The sequence below is a fragment of the Tamlana crocina genome (assembly GCF_012037625.1).
Genome location: NZ_JAAVJS010000216.1, coordinates 1 through 465, shown reverse-complemented (window position 1 = coordinate 465; position 465 = coordinate 1). Strand labels below are relative to the sequence as shown.

General features: G+C 41.1%; 1 protein-coding gene. It reads right to left on the bottom strand.

The window, feature by feature from the left end:
- A partial coding sequence (idi, locus tag HC176_RS16390) for an isopentenyl-diphosphate Delta-isomerase (protein ID WP_167920071.1) occupies positions 1–417 on the bottom strand: 417 nt, incomplete at its 3' end.
- Positions 418–465: the final 48 nt, after the last annotated feature.

Sequence of the window (465 nt, the reverse complement as noted above, 5' to 3'; positions counted from 1 at the left end):
AATCCATTTGTAAGCGTGTGCCTCTTCGGGATTTAAAATAGGCTCTCCATTGTAATGCCCCACAAGAATGTGATCAAATTCATGTTCCGTGAGACCATTATCAAAAGGAGCTTTATAGATAAAGGAGATAGTATCCTTAAGTTCTGTTGTAAAACCCATTTCCTCCTGCAGCCTTCTCTTACCGGCTTCTATGTTGCTTTCTCTTTCCCTTTGATGGCTGCAACAAGTGTTGGTCCACAATCCCGGAGAATGATACTTTCCCAGCGCCCGCTGCTGGATCATGAGCTGGTTTTGATCATTGAATACAAAAACAGAAAATGCCCTGTGCAATAAAGCCTTCTCATGAGCTTCCATCTTTGCCATAAGTCCTATTTGCTCATCCTTTTCATTTACCAGGATCACTTGTTCTTCTTTCATTGTAAAAAATTGAGTCTCAAATGTACAAAAACACCCGGGAAATCCTCT